Source organism: Pseudomonas sp. TE3644 (genome assembly GCF_056278815.1).
Window position 1 is genome coordinate 3,803,191 of the sequence record NZ_JBWBQF010000001.1, and the last position, 12,639, is coordinate 3,815,829.

Annotated in this window: 8 protein-coding genes; 4 read left to right on the forward strand and 4 right to left on the reverse strand. The window is 67.1% G+C overall.

Annotated elements, in window-relative coordinates; translation table 11 throughout:
• Window positions 1-9: 9 nt before the first annotated feature.
• The gene (locus tag ACZ9GA_RS16670) at window positions 10-1,620 is read right to left on the reverse strand and encodes a (2,3-dihydroxybenzoyl)adenylate synthase (RefSeq protein ID WP_457361640.1); all 1,611 of its coding nucleotides are present in this window, start codon (window positions 1,618-1,620) and stop codon (window positions 10-12) included.
• Entirely contained in the window at window positions 1,617-2,807 is a 1,191-nt protein-coding gene (locus ACZ9GA_RS16675) for an isochorismate synthase (RefSeq protein WP_457361639.1), read from the reverse strand. Before ACZ9GA_RS16675 ends, ACZ9GA_RS16670 begins: the two co-directional genes overlap by 4 nt.
• Before the next feature lie 367 nt (window positions 2,808-3,174).
• Between ACZ9GA_RS16675 and fepB the strand changes: the two genes are divergently transcribed.
• Complete coding sequence (gene fepB / locus ACZ9GA_RS16680; protein ID WP_457361638.1) at window positions 3,175-4,179, forward strand: Fe2+-enterobactin ABC transporter substrate-binding protein; 1,005 nt, start codon at window positions 3,175-3,177, stop codon at window positions 4,177-4,179.
• On the opposite strand, the gene entS is transcribed toward fepB, so the two are convergent.
• Window positions 4,155-5,390 (reverse strand): enterobactin transporter EntS, encoded by a 1,236-nt coding sequence (gene entS, locus ACZ9GA_RS16685; protein WP_457361637.1) that lies wholly within the window; start codon window positions 5,388-5,390, stop codon window positions 4,155-4,157. The genes fepB and entS overlap by 25 nt on opposite strands.
• Window positions 5,391-5,537: 147 nt before the next feature.
• Here entS and fepD point away from each other — a divergent pair, with 147 nt between their 5' ends.
• Genes fepD through ACZ9GA_RS16700 form a run of 3 tightly spaced genes read left to right on the forward strand, consistent with a single transcriptional unit; the run spans window position 5,538 to window position 8,313 of the window.
• Window positions 5,538-6,524, forward strand: coding sequence for a Fe(3+)-siderophore ABC transporter permease (gene fepD / locus ACZ9GA_RS16690; RefSeq protein WP_457361636.1), 987 nt, complete (start codon window positions 5,538-5,540; stop codon window positions 6,522-6,524).
• Window positions 6,524-7,519 carry an iron-enterobactin ABC transporter permease gene (gene fepG / locus ACZ9GA_RS16695; RefSeq protein ID WP_457361635.1) on the forward strand — a complete coding sequence of 332 codons (996 nt, stop codon included), beginning with the start codon at window positions 6,524-6,526 and terminating at the stop codon, window positions 7,517-7,519. Before fepD ends, fepG begins: the two co-directional genes overlap by 1 nt.
• Window positions 7,516-8,313, forward strand: coding sequence for an ATP-binding cassette domain-containing protein (locus ACZ9GA_RS16700; RefSeq protein ID WP_457361634.1), 798 nt, complete (start codon window positions 7,516-7,518; stop codon window positions 8,311-8,313). The genes fepG and ACZ9GA_RS16700 overlap by 4 nt, the downstream gene beginning before the upstream one ends.
• 356 nt (window positions 8,314-8,669) lie before the next feature.
• On the opposite strand, the gene ACZ9GA_RS16705 is transcribed toward ACZ9GA_RS16700, so the two are convergent.
• Window positions 8,670-12,638 (reverse strand): enterobactin synthase subunit F, encoded by a 3,969-nt coding sequence (locus tag ACZ9GA_RS16705; RefSeq protein WP_457361633.1) that lies wholly within the window; start codon window positions 12,636-12,638, stop codon window positions 8,670-8,672.
• Window position 12,639 lies beyond the last annotated feature (1 nt).

Genomic DNA, 12,639 nt, shown 5'->3' on the forward strand with positions numbered 1-12,639 from the left:
GGTAAAGCCTTATGCGGATGCGTTGTCGAGGGCCGCGCGCAGGGTTTCGCGCAGCTGCTTCTTGTTGATTTTGCCCACCGCGGTCAGCGGCAGTTCGGCCATGAACTGGAAGCGGTCGGGCAGCTTGTAGTCGGCCACGCCCTGGGCGCGCAGGTACTTGCGCAGGTCCGAGGGCTTGAGGCTGGCATCGTTGGCCACCACGCAGGCGCAGCTTTTCTCGCCCATCAGCTCATCGGGGATGGCCACCAGCGCCACGTGGGTGACGGCCTGGTGATGCAGCAGCAGGTTTTCGATTTCCTCGGCGGCGATCTTTTCGCCGCCGCGGTTGATCACGTCCTTCACCCGCCCGACCACTTTCAGGTAGCCGTCGGCGTCCTGCTGCACCACATCGCCCGAGTAGTAGAAGCCTTCGGCGTCGAACACCTGGGCGTTGTGCTCAGGCGCCAGGTAGTAGCCGCGGAAGGTGTACGGGCCACGGGTGGCGAGCATGCCTGGCTCACCCAGCGGCACCGGCTGGCCCTCTTCGTCGAGCACGCGGATCTCGTCGTCGGCGCTCATCGGGCAGCCCTGGGTGGTAAACACCCGGTCGCTGTCATCGTCCAGGCGGGTGTAGTTGACCAGGCCTTCAGCCATGCCGAACACCTGCTGCAGCTTGCAGCCCAGCTCCTGGGGCACACGGCGCGCCAGGGCTTCGGAGAAGTTGGCGCCGCCCACTTGCAGCACAGCCAGGGTCTTGAGGCGCTGGCGATGCTCGGGCGCGGCGCGCAGCCACAGGGCCACGGCCGGCGGCACCAGCGGCACCCAGTCCACGCCATGGCGTTCGATCAGGGCAAAGCAGTTCAGCGGCTCGGGGTCGCTGGCCATTACCACGCAGCCACCGGCGATGAACACACCCAGCGCGCCCGGCGAGCTGAGGGTGTAGTTGTGGCCGGCCGGCAAGGCACTGAGGAAGCGCGTGGCCGGGGTCAGGCCGCACAGTTCGACGCTGCGGCGCAGGCTGTAGTAGTAGTCGTTGTGGGTACGCGGGATCAGCTTGGGCGTGCCGGTGCTGCCACCGGACAACTGGAAGAACGCCACTTGGCCGCCTTCGGTAGGCGTGGCCACGAAGTCCCGTGCCGGGGCTTGCAGATGGTGCTGCAGGTCGGCGCCGTCGAGTAACACGGTGGCCAGGCCGGGCGCCACGTCACGCAGTTCGTTGAGGAAGTTATCGTTGCCGAACAGGCCATGGCGGCTGGAGGCGATCAGCGCCTTGGGCTGGATTTGCCGGGCATAGGCCAGCAGCTCCTGGCGCTGGTGGCTGAACAGCGCGTTGACCGGCGCCACGCCCAGCTTCATCAGGGCAAAAAAGGTGACGTAGAACTCGGCGATGTTGGGCAGTTGCACCAGCGCCGTGTCATGGGCGCGCAGGCCGCTGGCGTGCAGGTAGGTGGCCAGGTTGTCGGACTGCCGATCGACCTCGGCGTAGCTCAGGGTGCGCTCGCCGCAGATGATCGCCGGCGCGTCGGGGCGGGCCTGCACCTGCTGGGCGAGGATGTCGGTCATGGGCCGGTCGAGCCAGTGGCCCTGGGCGCGGTAATGGGCGGCCAGGTCAGCGGGCCATGGCGAAAAGGCGATGCTCATTGGCAGCCCGCCTGAGCGTCCAGGCCGCAGGCGGCCAGCATGGTGCCCAGCTTGGCCTGGGTTTCTTTCCATTCGGCCTCGGGGCACGAGGCCTCGACGATGCCAGCGCCGGCAAACAGGCGGATGCGGTCGTGCTGCACGGTGCCGCAGCGGATGGTCACTACCCACTCGCCGTTGCCGTGGCTGTCGCACCAGCCGACCATGCCGCTGAACAGGCCGCGTTCCACCGGCTCCACCAGGTCGATCAGCTTGCGCGCCAGTTGCGTCGGCGCACCGCACACGGCGGGCGTAGGGTGGATCTGGCAGGCCAGTTGCAGCGCCGAGGTTTCCGGGTCGCGCAGCTGCCCTTGCAGGGCCGTGGACAGGTGCCACATGGCGGCGGTGCTGAGCAGCGACGGGCCGGCGGGCACGTCCAGCTGGCTGCACACCGGCTCCAGCACGCGGCGGATGTCTTCGATCACCAGACGGTGTTCGTATTGATCTTTCTCGGACACCAGCAGTGCCTCACCCACTTCACGGTCCTGGGTGGCATCGGCGCGGCGCTTGGCGGAGCCGGCCAAGGGGTTGGTGAACACCTTGTCGTCGGTCTTGCGCACCAGCAGTTCAGGGCTTACGCCGATCAGTTCGGCGCCGTCGGCCATGGGCACGCGGAAGTGGTAGCCCGACGGGTTCTGTGCGGCCAGATTGGCCAGCACCTGGTCGACATCCACCGGTGCATTCAACTGCACGTCCAGTTGACGCGACAGCACCGCCTTGCGAATCGGGCTGGAACGGAAGTTGGCAATCGCCTGATTCACCGCCGCCTTGAAGCCCGCTTCATCAGGAATGCTGCGCTGGGCCAGCACGCCAGGGCGCGCGGCATCCTGGGCGACGCCGGCCTGCTGCTGTTCTTCTACCCACGCGCATTCGCGGGGGATGTACAGGCAGGAAGGCTGGGTGGTGTCGAAGGGGATGGCGCCCATGACAATGGGGTTGTCGATGCCGGCCTTGCGGGCCTGGGCCAATGCGGCGCCGACTTCGGCAAGGAACGCACTGGAGCTGACCCCGCCACTGCCGGCGGCGGTGCTGATGCTGCTGAAAATGCCCTGGCCGCGCAGGGTGCGCGTGCCGAAGCGGAAGAGGAAGCGTGCGTCCTGGCTATCGCTGTGGGTACGGTATCGTTCGTTTTCCAGGTGCTGTGTCGTCATGACCATGGCCTCGTGACTCTTAATGAGAATTGCTATCAATCATGTTAAGGTTATGGATAGCGAGAGGTGTTGTCAAACGAGTGTTGAGCGTTAGCAGTAAGGCAAATGGCCACATTTACACAGCGGATACGCAGGCCAGCATGATTGCCATCACCCTGTAGCCGCTGCCGCCACGCTGCGCTGACCCTGCGCTTCACTGCAGATCTCCAGGGTTCACACAGGCCAGCGCAGCCTGGCGGCAGCGGCTACAGAGTGCGCGCCGCGAAATGTATCTCTTTTGATACCTGCCACCGACACACTCGCCCTTGCGCCCCCTTACCTCATTGATAAAAATGAGATTTATTCTTCATCAGGGATGTACCGCCCCATGCCCATTCGACTTCCCCGCCCTTCCCTGCGCGCCAGCCTGTGTGTACTGGCCGCCTGCCTGCCGCTGCTGATCGGCACCGCCCGCGCCGACGCCGGCTGGCCGCGCACCATCAACGGCGAGCACGGCAGCGTGGTGCTGGACCACGCGCCCACCCGCATCGTCTCCACCAGCGTGACCCTGACCGGCGCCCTGCTGGCCATCGACGCGCCCGTGGTTGCCAGCGGTGCCACCACGCCGAACAACCGCGTGGCCGACGACCAGGGCTACCTGCGTCAATGGGGCGCCATCGCCAAGGCCCGTGACGTCAAGCGCCTGTACATCGGTGAGGCCAACGCCGAAGCCGTGGCCAGCCAGGCCCCCGACCTGATCCTGATCAGCGCCACCGGCGGTGACTCGGCCATGGCCCTGTACGACCAACTTTCAGCCGTCGCCCCAACGCTGGTGGTCAATTACGACGACAAAAGCTGGCAGCAGCTGGAAACCCTGTTGGGCCAGGCCACCGGTCACGAAGCCCAGGCCGGCAAGCTGATCGAAGCGTTTGCCGAGCGTCAGGCGCAACTGCGCAAAAGCCTGACCCTGCCGCCGCAACCGGTGTCAGCGTTCGTCTACAACCCGGCCGCGCGCCAGGCCAATATCTGGACCGCCGCCTCGCCTCAGGGGCAGATGCTGGAGCAATTGGGCTTCACACTGGCGGAGCCATCCCCTGCCGTGGCCACCAGCCAGAGCATGGGCAAGCGCAAGGACATCATCCAGGCCGGTGGCGAGCACATGGCCGATGCATTGACGGGCAAGTCATTCCTGATGTTCGCCGCAGAACCGGCCGACACCCAGGCACTGCTAGGCAACACCCTGCTGGCCCACCTGCCGGCCATCGACGGCCAGCACGTGTACGCGCTGGGCGCCGACACCTTCCGCCTGGATTACTACAGCGCCAACCACTTGCTGGATCGCCTGCAGGCCCAGTTCGGCGGCAAGGTTCAGGCGGCTGCGGCCTCGAACTGAACGTGACGCAGCTGGCGCATGGTCAGCGCCAGCACCAAGCCTACTGCCACCGCGGCCAGGCCGAAGGCCAACGCCGCATTGGCCGGTAGCAGCCACGAGCCCAGGCCACCCAGCAACGCTGCACCCAGGGCGTCACCACTGACGTTCTGGGCGGTCCACAGACCGTTGACGCGGCCCAGCAGGTGGTCGGGGGTCTGGGCCTGGATCAGTGCGTACTGCAACAGCGCATTCACCGCACTCAAGTAGCCGAAACCGGCCAGGCACAGCAGCGCCAGCCAGAACGACGGCACCACACTGAACAAGGCAATGGTGGCGAAGGCCAGCACAGCGGTGGCGATCATGCGCTGCCCCGGCCGCGCCGTGGCCGCCAGGCGGCCGCTGGTGATGGCGCCAATGGCCGCGCCCAGGGGCGTGGCAGCGTACACCAGGCCCAGTTCGGTGGCGTTCAGGTGCCAGTCGACGCCCAACGCCGGGTACAACACGCGCACGGCGCTGGCCAGGGTCAGCAGGCCGCCGATCAGCGCCACGGTGCCGACCACGCGGTTCTCGAACAGAAAGCCGATGCCGTTGACCAGCGAACGCAGCGGGTGCTCGCGAGGCGTCGGGGGCGGTGGCAAGGCGGGCAGGCGCAGCAGCAACAGCACCGTGATCAGCGTGCCGAAGGCCGCCAGGCCGTAGTTCCAGGCCACGCCACCGGCGGCAATCAGCAAACCACCCAGCAGCGGTGACAGGATCGAGCCCAGGCGCACGGTCAGCATGCTGATGGCGCCCGCCTGCACCATGTGCTCACGGCCTACCAACGCAGGGGTAGCCGCCAGCAACGCTGTCACGCCGATGGCGCCGAAGAAGCCGTCCCACAGCGACAACGCGTAGATGGCCAGCAGTGATGGGTCGGCCAGGGTCGCGTTCAGGCACAGGCCGACGAAAGCAATGCCGCAGGTGGACCGCGCCAGCAGGATCAGCCGACGACGCTCGTAGCGGTCAGCCAGCACCCCGCCGAACATCAGCCCCACGAACATGCCGGTGCCGGCCAGGGTCACGGCCAGTCCCACCTGGATAGGCGAATGCGTCAGTGCCTGAATCTGCACGGGCACGGCAATGGCCAGCAACCCCAGCGAGATCAGCGACAGCAAACGTGCGAGGAACACGTTGCGAAACGCGGCGTGGGTCTTGAGTAACGAAAGGTTGATAAACAGCGACGGTCTGGCCATGAAACTCCCCTGTATCGATAGGCGAACTACCTATCAGGCGGGGCGCATGATAGCATTCGCTAATCATGCGTATAAACGAATGCTTCGTATTTGTATCGATACATTAAGGCGATTCACGATGTTCGCACCTCTTTGGCAGGGCCGCTCATGAGGGCTTCCCTGCGCCTGTCGCTCACGGCGCTGGCCTTGATCCTTGCCATACTGGCCAGCCTGCAGGTGGGCGCCCACCTGGCGCCGCTGTCCCAGGTCATCGATGCCCTGAGCGGCGCCTGCACCAGCGCCGACTGCGTGATCATCACCGACGCCCGCCTGCCGCGCACCCTGGCCGGGCTGCTGGCCGGCGCCGCATTGGGCGTGGCCGGCGCGCTGATGCAAACCCTGACCCGCAACCCCCTCGCCGACCCCGGCATCCTGGGCATCAACGCCGGCGCCAGCTTTGCGCTGGTGGTGGGCATGACCTGGCTGGGCGTCAACGACCCCGATCAATACGTGGTGTGCGCCCTGGTGGGCGCGCTGCTGGCCAATCTGCTGGTGACCTTGGGCGGCTTCGCCGGTGGCGGCCGTGTCAGCCCCATGCGCCTGACGCTGATGGGCGTGGCCCTGACCGCCGTGCTGGAAGGCATCGGCAGCGGCATCACCCTGCTCAACCCGCTGGTGTTCGACCAGGTGCGCTACTGGCAGGCCGGCTCGCTGGACGTGCGCAGCCTGCAACTGATCAAGGCCGCCGCCCTGCCCATCGGCCTGGGCGTGGTGCTGGCCCTGGCCTTGAGCCGGGCGCTGGACAGCATCGGCATGGGCCTGGACATGGCCGCCGCCCTGGGCACGCGGGTGTTGCGCACGCAACTGCTCGGGCTGCTGGCGATCACCCTGCTGTGCGGCTCGGCCACCGCCGCCGTCGGCCCCATCGCGTTCGTCGGCCTGATGATGCCGCACCTGGCGCGCTGGCTGGCGGGGCCTGCGCATGGCCGGCAACTGCCCTTCACCCTGCTGCTGACGCCCACCCTGCTGCTGGCCGCCGATACCTTGGGCCGGGTGATCGCCACCAATGAGATGCGCGTGTCCGTGGTCACCGCCTTCATCGGCGCGCCGGTGCTGATCTGGCTGGCGCGGCGTCAGCGCCTGGGGGCCAGCTGATGAGCACCTTGCATAGCAAACGCCCGCTGCTCACTGCCGCCGGCCTGGCCGTGCTGTGTGTGGCGCTGGCGGCCTGGGCACTGGCCAGCGGCGGCCTGGCGCTGAGCCTGGGCCAGGTCGTGGACGCCCTCACCGGCCAGGCGCCCCATGGGACGCAGATGATCGTGATGCAGTGGCGCCTGCCCCGCGTGGTGGCCGCCTTGGGCCTGGGCGCGGCGCTGGGGGTCAGCGGCGCGATCTTCCAGTCACTGATGCGCAACCCACTGGGCAGCCCCGACATCATGGGTTTCAACACCGGTGCCTACAGCGGTGTGCTGGTGGCGCTGGTGATGTTCAACGGCAGCACCCTGGGCACCGCCTCAGCCGCCTTGATCGGCGGCCTGCTGACCGCCGTGGTGGTCTATCGCCTGGCCTGGCGCGACGGCATCAGCACCCTGCGGCTGATCATCATCGCCCTGGGCGTGCGTGCCATGCTGGTGTCGTTCAACACCTGGGTGGTGGTCAATGGCTCGATGGAGGCCACACTCTCCGCCGGGCTGTGGAACGCCGGCACCCTCAATGGCATGACCTGGGCCAAGGCCGTGCCGGCGCTGCTGTGCATCGCTGCAGCCTTGGCGTTCAGCCTGATGCTGAGCCTGCGCATGCGCCTGCTGGAAATGGGCGACGACACCGCCAACGCCCTGGGCGTGCCGGTGGAGCGCTCGCGCCTGCTGCTGTTGCTGCTGGGCGTGGTGCTGACCGCCTCGGCCACCGCCGTGGCCGGGCCGATCTCGTTCGTGGCCCTGGCTGCGCCGCAAATCGCCCGGCGCCTGAGCCCCGCGCAGCCGCTGACCCTGCCTTTGGCCGGGCTGACCGGCGCGGCGCTGCTGATGGCGGCGGACCTGGCGGCACAACGGCTGTTCCTGCCCTACCAACTGCACGTCGGGCTGATCACCGTCAGCCTGGGCGGGCTTTACCTGATTGGCCTTCTGATTCGGGAAACACGCAAGCGATGACTGCCGTGAACAGCCCTTCGCGCCTCTGGGCCGAGCAACTGACCCTGGGCTACGACGACAAGATCGTCGCCCGCGACCTGTCGGTGCACATCCCCGACGGCGAACTGACCGTGATCATCGGCCCCAACGCCTGCGGCAAGTCGACCTTGCTGCGCACCCTCAGCCGCCTGCTGCAACCGCGTGCAGGCCAGGTGTGGCTGGACGGCCAGACCATCGGCCACTACCCCACCAAAGAGGTGGCGCGGCGCCTGAGCCTGCTGCCGCAAAGCTCCACCGCGCCCAGCGACATCCTGGTGCGCGACCTGGTGGCCCGCGGGCGCTACCCGCACCAAAGCCTGTTCAGCCGCTGGAGCAGCGAGGATGAACAGGCCGTGCAGACCGCCATGGCCGCCACCGGCGTGGCGCAGTTGGCCGACAAGGCCGTGGACACCCTGTCCGGCGGCCAGCGCCAGCGCGTGTGGATTGCCATGGTGCTGGCGCAGCAGACGCCGTTGGTGCTGATGGACGAGCCCACCACCTGGCTGGACATCACCCACCAGATTGACCTGCTGGAACTGCTGCGCGAGCTCAATCGTGATCATGGGCATACGTTGGTGGTGGTGTTGCATGATCTGAATCATGCGTGCCGGTACGCCACGCATTTGATTGCCATGCGCGAGGGCAAGGTGATTGCCAGCGGCAAGCCGGGGGAGATTGTGACGCCTGAGTTGATTGAGGCGGTGTATGGGTTGAAGTGCGTGATTATCGCGGACCCGGTGGCGGGCACGCCGATGATTGTGCCGTTGGGGCGGTAACGGCTTGGGAGGTGTGGTGTGGCTTACAGGTGCCTGTCGATGGTTTTTTGTCGCTCTTGAGATCGAGCGCCGCCCGCGCGGCGCTTCGCGGGCAGAGCCCGCTCCCACAGTTTGTTTCGGGCCAGTTTTGTCTGTGCCATCTCCACGGCCGCTTTGTTTTTTCACTACAGATTTTTGGTGGTGCAAACAAGGCGGCCGAGGTGATCTTGCAGGCATAACTGGCCCGAAACAAACGTGGGAGCGGGCTCTGCCCGCGAAGCGCCGCGCGGGCGGCGCTCGATCTCATGACCGCCGAAAATCTCCCGACTGGCACCTGGCGGCCACAACCCCACCCAAACCCAGGTGCCGTCCACACATCACAACCCCTTCAAAACCCGATTAAGCAAAGGCCCCACCTGCCCCATCGACGCCGGCGAAATAATATCCACATGCGCGCACGGCAAACGATGCACCTTCAGGCTGCCGACGAAAGGCCCCCAGGTCTGCTGCACGTCCATCCCCTCAGGCAAGGTCTTCTCGGCCACAAACAACGTCGCCTCACCCTTGAACGCTGAACTGCGTGCCGTCGCCAGCAACCGTACCGAGTCGGCGTAGTTGGCCTCGATATCATCGAACATGCCACCCCCACCGGCCGCCATGGCCGCATCCTGCAACCCCTGCTGCGCCGCCAGGAACAACTCGCGCTCGCGGTTCACTTCGTCCAGCACTTCCTGCTTAAGCACGTTGCGGCCCTGGCGCTCGTCCCAGTTCTGGGTTTCCGGTGGGTAGGTGTCGAGCAGGCCCAGGAAGGCCACTTCTTCACCTTCGGCCTGCAACCGCGCCGCCACGCCCTGAGCCAGGGTGCCGCCCAGGGAATAGCCGGCAAAGTGGTACGGGCCGTGAGGCTGCAAGGCACGCACCGAGACCAGGTGCGCATCACACGCTGCATCCAGGTCGGCGCAGGTGTGCAACGGCCCGTTGCCCCGTGGCGACTGGATGCCTACCAGCGACCAGTGCGGGTCAATGTAACGCTGCAGCACACTGAACTGCCAAGCGAACCCGGACGCCGGGTGGAAGCAGAACAGCGTCGGGCCGTTGCCTTGACGCAGCGGCAGTACGGTCTCGAAACCGGCGCGGCGGGTTTCGTCTTCACTCTGTTCGGTGGACAACAGTTGCGCCAGGCGCTGCACCGTGGAGGCGATCATCACCTGCCCTACCGCCACCGGGCGCTGCAACTCGCGGCGCAGGGTGGCGGCCAGGGTCATGGCCAACAGCGAATGCCCGCCCAGGGCGAAGAAGTCGTCCTCGGCGCTGACCGTGTCGCGCTCCAGCACAGCGGCGAAGGCTTCGGCAATCTGTGTTTCCAGGCCGGGCATCGGCGCACGGCCCTGAGCCTGGGCGCTTGCCTGAGGCAACGGCAAGGCCTTGCGATCGAGTTTGCCGGTGGCGCCCAGCGGGAAGCTGTCCATCTGCACCAAAGCCACGGGCACCATGTGCGCCGGCAGGCGATCCATCAGCGCAGTGCGCAGGGCCACCAGGTCCAGCTCGCGGCCTTGCTGGGCCACCAGGTAACCCACCAGTTGGCGAGCGTCACCGCCGCCGGCCTGCACTTCGCCCAGCACGCGAGCATGGGTGACGGCCTGTTCCACGCCGGGCAGGGCCAGCAGCGCGTGGTCGATTTCGCTCAATTCGATGCGCTGGCCGCGGATTTTCAATTGGTCGTCGCTGCGGCCCAGGTATTCCACCGCGCCGTTGTCCAGCCAGCGCGCCACGTCGCCGGTGCGGTACATGCGCCCGCCGTTGCCGTAAGGGTCGGCGACGAAGCGGCTGGCGGTCAGGTCGGCGCGGCCCAGGTAGGCATGGGCCAGTTGCACGCCGGTCAGGTAAAGGTCACCGGCCACGCCCGGCGGCACCATGCGCAGGCGACGGTCGAGGATGCGCAAGCCGGTGTTCCACACCGGCAGGCCGATCGGCACGCTGGCGCCCTGCACCGCCGCCAAGGCGTCACCGTGGGCCGGATAGTAGCTGACGTCCACCGCTGCTTCGGTCGGGCCGTACAAGTTGTGCAACGGCACACCGGTGCGGCGCTGCCACAGATTGGACAGATCGGTCGGCAGCGCTTCACCGCTGCAGAACACCTGGCGCAACGTGCGGCAATGGGCAATGGCGGCGTCATCGTTCAAGGCGCTGACGAAGGCGGCCAGCATCGACGGCACGAAGTGCGTGGTGGTGATGCGTTGTTCGCTGAACAGCCGTTGCAGCGCTTCGGGATCGCGGTGCGCGTCGGGCGGTGCCATGTGCAGGCGTGCACCGGTGATCAGCGGCCAGAAGAACTCCCACACCGACACGTCGAAGCTGCACGGGGTTTTCTGCAGCACCACGTCTTCGCTGCCGATCGGGTATTCATGCTGCATCCACAGCAGGCGGTTGACGATGGCTTCGTGGCCGACGATCACGCCTTTGGGGCGGCCGGTGGAACCGGAGGTGTAGATGATGTAGGCCGCGTGTTCCGGCGTGGGGCCTTCAAACTGCAATGGCCCGTGCGGGTCGAGGGTCAGCGGCGCTTCCAGCATCAGCGTCGGGCAACTGGCGACGGCAGCGAAACGCTCACGGCAGGCGCTGTCGGTGATCAGCAGGCGCGGCGCGGCATCCTCCAGCATCAGCTGCAGGCGGTCGTCCGGGTAGCCGGTGTCCAGCGGCAGGTAGGCGGCGCCCACCTCCAAAATGGCCATCAGCGCCAGCGATAAAAACACCGAGCGCGGCAGCGCCACGGCGACGATATCGCCCGGCACCACGCCCTGCCCCACCAGGTGCTGGGCCAGGGCCTGCACCTGTTCGCGCACTTGTTGATAGTCGAACTGGTACTGGGCATCCGACAGCGCCGGCGCATGGGGCGTCAGCAGCGCCTGGGCGGCCATCAGGCTGACCAGGGTGTCGTCGGTCAGCGGGTGATCGGTGGCATTGGCCCGCGCCAGCAGTGCCAGGTCCTGGATGTCCAGCAGGTTGGCGGCTTCGCAGGTCAGCGCCGGGTTGCCGCTGAACTGGGTCAACAGCAGGTTGAGACGACGCAGGTGGCGTACCAGCGTGGCGTCGTCGTAACGCTCGCTGTTGGCCAGCAGCTCCAGCGAGACTTCGCCGCGTTCATTCAGGAACAGGGCGATTTCCACGTCACGCACCGGCCCCGAGGCCAGGGTGTGGGTGATGCCGGCAATGCCGTCCAGGTCCAGGGCGAAATCGAACAGCTTGAGGTTCAGCACCGCGCCGTACAGCGGCTCGGCGTCGCCGATGCGCCCCAGGTCGCGCTGGATCTGTTCGGCGTCGTAGCGCTGGTGCTTGCGCAGGCGCTTGAGTTCGGCGCCGATGCCCTGGGCCAGTTCGGCCAGGGTGGCGTGCGGCGCGACCTGCACCTGCATGGGCAGCACGTTGATCACCGCGCCGCTGGTGCTGGCGGCGGCCGAGCCCATGCGGCGCATGAAGATAAAGCCGGCGGTGAAATCGGTCTGGCCGCTGAGGCGCGCCAGCCATAAGTTGACCAACGCCAGGGCCATGTCGGCACGGCTGACGGTGGGCGCCTGGGCGGCCATCAGCTTGTCGAAGGCCTGGGTGTCCAGGCTCAGGGTGTGGCGCGACACGCGGCTGCTGGCGGTCTGGCCACCCAGCGGCGCGCTGGACAGGGTCACGGGCGGCGGCAACTGGCGGCCTTTTTCCAGCCAGAATTTCGCGTCGCGCTCGCACACGGCGCCCTGGTGGTAGGCCTGATACTCCTCCACCACCTGGCGGAACGGCGTAAAGGGCGTGGGTGCCACGGGTTCGCCGTGGCGCAAGGCGTTGTAGTGTTCGGCGATGCGGCGGGTGATGGCGGCGAAGCTGTAGCCGTCCACGGCCAGGTGGTGGTAGCGCTGGTACCAGAACCAGCGGTTGTCACCCACCTGCATCAGGTGGTTCATGCACTCAAGACCGCCGCTGGCCACACGCAGGTCGCCCTGCAGGTCGGTGCGCATCCAGGCCGTGGCGGCCGCAACCGGGTCGGCCTGCCCACGCAGGTCGGCGCAGGTGGGACGTGCCGGGGCGCGGCTGAAGTCGAACCACTGCACAGGTTGGCCGTCGCGCTCGGTCACCTGCATGTGCAGGGTGTCGACTTCGGCCAGGCCCGCTTCGATGGCGTGCAGCAGCAGGTCGCTGTCCAGCGCGCCGTTGAGCTCCACGTAGTGGGCCACGGCGTAGGCGTTGTGGTGGGGCGACAGTTGGTCGGCCATCCAGATGCCGGACTGCGCGGCCACCAGGGGCATTTCGTGCTGGGTAGCGTCGGCCATGGCGGTCACAGGCTCGGGGTTTGACAGGTTCATC

Bases quoted from the DNA above. Each gene is read 5' to 3' on its own strand.
- ACZ9GA_RS16670 (WP_457361640.1), bottom strand. From the start codon at position 1,620: ATGAGCATCGCCTTTTCGCCATGGCCCGCTGACCTGGCCGCCCATTAC.
- ACZ9GA_RS16675 (WP_457361639.1), bottom strand. From the start codon at position 2,807: ATGACGACACAGCACCTGGAAAACGAACGATACCGTACCCACAGCGAT.
- fepB (WP_457361638.1), top strand. From the start codon at position 3,175: ATGCCCATTCGACTTCCCCGCCCTTCCCTGCGCGCCAGCCTGTGTGTA.
- entS (WP_457361637.1), bottom strand. From the start codon at position 5,390: ATGGCCAGACCGTCGCTGTTTATCAACCTTTCGTTACTCAAGACCCAC.
- fepD (WP_457361636.1), top strand. From the start codon at position 5,538: ATGAGGGCTTCCCTGCGCCTGTCGCTCACGGCGCTGGCCTTGATCCTT.
- fepG (WP_457361635.1), top strand. From the start codon at position 6,524: ATGAGCACCTTGCATAGCAAACGCCCGCTGCTCACTGCCGCCGGCCTG.
- ACZ9GA_RS16700 (WP_457361634.1), top strand. From the start codon at position 7,516: ATGACTGCCGTGAACAGCCCTTCGCGCCTCTGGGCCGAGCAACTGACC.
- ACZ9GA_RS16705 (WP_457361633.1), bottom strand. From the start codon at position 12,638: ATGAACCTGTCAAACCCCGAGCCTGTGACCGCCATGGCCGACGCTACC.